This is a genomic window from Saccharopolyspora rectivirgula DSM 43747 (assembly GCF_000497205.1).
GTDB lineage: Bacteria > Actinomycetota > Actinomycetes > Mycobacteriales > Pseudonocardiaceae > Saccharopolyspora > Saccharopolyspora rectivirgula.
In genome coordinates, this window is record NZ_AYJW01000117.1 from 1 (window position 1) to 3,259 (window position 3,259).

The window sequence follows — 3,259 nt, forward strand, 5'->3', positions numbered from 1 at the left end:
AGCCGAACTGCTTCTCCTGCGCCTCCGGCGTCTGGTCGTCGAAGTCGAACTCCGGCGCGCCCGGCAGCACCGGGTCACCCCACCGGATCACCACGTTCTGCCGGTAGCCGTCGGGGACGACCACCCGGTCTTCGGTGTTCGGCGCCACCGGGGCGAAATCGGTTCCCGGCACCGGCCGGCCGCTTCCGCCGGTGGGGCGGGTGCGTTCGGCAGCCGCGGTGCCGGACAGGGCCGCGGCACCGCCGACGGTGAGGGCGAGCACCCCGCCGGCCTTGAGCGCTCCCCGGCGGGTGAGCACGCGCTCCACGAGATCACCGAAGTAGGTGTTGGACGAGGTGTTCGAGGGTTCGTGGGCGCACTGGTTGCCGCAGCGGTACCGGCAGGTCACCAGTGAACGCTTCGCGGAGAAGTGGGGGAGCAGCGGAAGCGGGATCCTTCCGGCCGGACGGGGAGCCACGGAAACCTCCAGGCATTCGTCGGGAACCTCCCGAAAATTAACCCGCCCAGGGGAATGGAAGCGGAACGTCCACGTGAACGAAGTCCGAATTCGTCGGCACAACTGGGAACGCCACCGCGGCGAGCCCGGGCCGGAAATCCAGTTGCCCGCCCGACCGGCGCGTCCCTATGGTGCCCGGCATGACATGCAGCTCCTGCGCCTTCTTCATCCGGCTGCGCGGCTGAAGCAGCCTCCGGCTGCTGCTCGCCGCCGAGCCGCGCAACGCGTCTTCCCCCTTCCCAGGTGCTGATCCCCTGGTCTGCCACCGTCCGGCACGGGGTGCGCGGGCTCGGCCGTCCAAGTCAGCCCGTTCCACTTCGGAGCACCTGCATGTCCCGCGTTTCGAAAGCGGCCCGGGATCGCGCGCGCCTGGGCCAGAACTTCCTCGTCGACCGCTCCGTCGCCGCCCGACTGGTGGACCTGGTGGCCGCGAGCGCCCCGATTCCGCTGCTGGAGCTGGGGGCCGGTCGCGGAGCGATCACCCGGCACCTGGTGGCGACCGGCCGCGACGTGCTCGCGGTCGAGATCGACCCCGCCTTGGTCGCCGTGCTGCGCCGCCGGTTCCCGCAGGTCCGCGTGGTACCGGCGGACATGCGCCGGTTCCGGTTCCCGGACCACCCGTGCGCGGTGGTGGGCAACCTGCCGTTCGGCATCACCACCGAGATGACCCGGCGGTTGCTCGCCACCCCCGGTTGGCCGGAGGCCGCGCTGATCGTGCAGTGGCAGGTCGCCCGGAAACGCGCGATCGGCGGCAGCCTGCTCAACGCCCAGTGGGCGCCGTGGTACGAGTTCCAGCTGCACGGCAAGGTGCCGGCCCGGGCGTTCCGACCGGTGCCGGCGCAGCCCGCCGGGCTGCTGCGGGTTCATCGGCGCGCCGATCCGCTGCTGCCGGCCCGGGAAATGCCGCGCTACCAGCGGTTCGTCCGCGCCGTCTACACCGCGCCGGGCCAGGGACTGGCCACCGTGGTGGCCAACGCGACCGGGCGGCGGATCCCCGTTCCGCCCGCGGCCGCGCTGCCCCGCGACCTGTCCGGTGTGGACTGGGTTCGGTTGTACCGGGCGGTGGTGGCCCGCCCCGCGGGCGAGCCACCCGACCGCTGATCAGCGCCAGACCGCGACCACCGAGGGGCGGGGCTGGGAATCGCCGCCGTCCGGCCAGTGCGAGGCCGGGTTGTCGGCACTGGCCCCGTCCAACTCACCCGGGTGCTGCGCGGAGACCAGGACCAGGTCGTCCTCGATCACCGGCCCGCAGGCCTCGGCCCCGCGGGGGACGCTGAGGAACTGCATCACCCGGCCGCGCTGCGGTCCGTCCAACGGCACCGCGTACAGGCCGTCGTTGGCGCCCAGCGCCTCGGTGGAATCGGTGGTGATCCACAGGTTGCCGTGCCGGTCGAAGGTCACGTTGTCCGGGCACGAGATCGGGCTGACCTGGGACTTGTCGAACCCGCCGAAGTAGGTGCTGGGATCTTCCGGGTCCCCGCACACCAGCAGCAGGTTCCAGCGGAACTCCCGACCGGTCGGGTCGTCGTCGATCTCCAGCACCTGGCCGTGCTTGTTGACCCGGCGCGGGTTGACCTCGTCCGGTCCGGCGTGACCGTCGGTGCCCCGCTGCGAGTTGTTGGTCAGCGCGCAGTAGACGCGGCCGTTGACCGGGTTCGGCTCGATGTCCTCGGGGCGGTCCATCTTGGTCGCCCCGACCCTGTCCGCCGCCTCCCGGGTGAACACGTACACCTCGTCCGCGCTCATGCCCGGCACGAAGCTCTCGTCGTTGTGCGCGAGGGGAATCCACTCGCCGGTGCCGTCGAAGGCGCCGTCGGACGGCAGCTCGCCGCTGCCGTCGATCTCCTCCTCCGGGCTGTTGCCGGTGAACCGGGCGACGTAGAGGGTGCCCGAGTCCAGCAGCGCCATGTTGTGCCGCCGGGCGTGCGCGCTGCGACCGGGTTTGATCCGCCCGTCGGAGACGAACTTGTAGATGTACTCGAACCGCTCGTCGTCGCCCATGTACGCGGCGACCCGGCCGTCCTCGGCCACCTGGATGTTGGCGCCCTCGTGCTTGAAGCGGCCCAGCGCGGTGTGCTTGACCGGGGTGGAGTTCGGGTCGTAGGGGTCGATCTCCACGATCCACCCGAACCGGTTGGACTCGTGGGGCTGCTGGGCGATGTCCCAGCGGGAGTCGAAGCGCTCCCACTTGCGCTCGCTGGGGCCACCGGAGATGCCGTAGCGCTCCAACCGCCGCTTGAACACCGGGTCGGTGATCCGGTCGGCGTTGGCGAAGTACTGGTGGACGTTCTCCTCACCGGACAGCACCGTGCCCCACGGGGTGACCCCGCCGGAGCAGTTGTTCATGGTGCCGAACACCTTGCGCCCGGACGGGTCGGCCGGGGTCTTCAGCAGGTCGCTGCCGGCCGCGGGCCCGCGCAGCTCGAACGGCGTGTTGAGGGTGATGCGCCGGTTCAGCCGGTGCAGAACTGGTTTCGGGGCGCCCCGGCCGCGTTCCAGCACCACAACGGACAAACCGTGCGCGGCCCAGGCGATCCGGACCTGCTGCTCGGTGGGGTTCTCCGGATCGTAGCCGCGGAACAGGAATTCCTCGGTGGTGTACTCGTGGTTGTTCACCATGATCCGCTGGTGGTCGTTCAGCGGCAGCAGCGCGCAGAAGTCGTTGTTGAAGCCGAACTGCTTCTCCTGCGCCTCCGGCGTCTGGTCGTCGAAGTCGAACTCCGGCGCGCCCGGCAGCACCGGGTCACCCCACCGGATCACCAC

General features: G+C 70.9%; 3 protein-coding genes. 1 reads left to right on the forward strand and 2 read right to left on the reverse strand.

The window, feature by feature from the left end; all coding sequences use genetic code 11:
- Positions 1–457 (reverse strand): alkaline phosphatase PhoX (locus SREC43747_RS0118940; protein WP_029722956.1); only part of this gene is annotated, 457 nt, incomplete at its 3' end.
- Positions 458–826: 369 nt separating this feature from the next.
- On the opposite strand from SREC43747_RS0118940, the gene erm reads away from it, so the two are divergent.
- Positions 827–1,597 carry a 23S ribosomal RNA methyltransferase Erm gene (erm, locus tag SREC43747_RS0118950; RefSeq protein ID WP_051388159.1) on the forward strand — a complete coding sequence of 257 codons (771 nt, stop codon included), beginning with the start codon at positions 827–829 and terminating at the stop codon, positions 1,595–1,597.
- Here erm and SREC43747_RS0118955 read toward each other — a convergent pair.
- A partial coding sequence (locus tag SREC43747_RS0118955) for a PhoX family protein (RefSeq protein ID WP_029722959.1) occupies positions 1,598–3,259 on the reverse strand: 1,662 nt, incomplete at its 5' end.